This window comes from uncultured Pseudokineococcus sp. (assembly GCF_947499845.1).
Lineage (GTDB): Bacteria > Actinomycetota > Actinomycetes > Actinomycetales > Quadrisphaeraceae > Pseudokineococcus.
The window spans coordinates 1-563 of sequence record NZ_CANMPM010000057.1 but is presented as its reverse complement, the minus strand read 5'-3'; the positions used below and the strand labels follow the sequence as shown (position 1 = coordinate 563).

1 protein-coding gene is annotated in these 563 nt (G+C 72.8%); it reads left to right on the top strand.

Annotated elements, in window-relative coordinates; all coding sequences use genetic code 11:
* Positions 1–563: FAD-dependent oxidoreductase (locus tag Q0789_RS16600; RefSeq protein WP_298807091.1), on the top strand; the 563-nt coding region annotated here is incomplete at both ends.

The window sequence follows — 563 nt, the reverse complement described above, 5'->3', positions numbered from 1 at the left end:
CACCGCCACCTCACCCGCGCCGGCATCCAGCGCCGCTTCCCCGGCTTCCGCCGCGACGCCGCGGTGGGCGGCATCCAGTACTGGGACGCCAAGGTCGACGACGCCCGTCTCGTCCACGTCCTCGTCCGCACCGCGGTCGGCCACGGCGCGCTCGCCGCCGCCCGCACCCAGGTCACCGGCTACCTCGAGGAGGGCGGCCGCGTCGTCGGCGTCCGCGCCGTCGACCTCGAGACCGGTCGCGAGCTCCAGGTCCGCGCCCGCCACGTCATCGGCGCCACGGGCGTGTGGACCGACGAGATCCAGGAGCTCTTCCGCACCCGCGGCCTCGAGGTCAAGGCCTCCAAGGGCGTCCACATCGTCGTCCCGAAGGACGCGGTGGACGGCGACTCGGGCCTCATCCTCCGCACCGAGAAGAGCGTCCTGTTCGTCATCCCCTGGGAGACGCACTGGGTCATCGGCACCACCGACACCCCGTGGGACCTCGACAAGGACCACCCCGTGGCCACGAGCGAGGACATCGAGTACCTCCTCGAGCACGCGAACGCCGTGCTGACCCGGCCCCT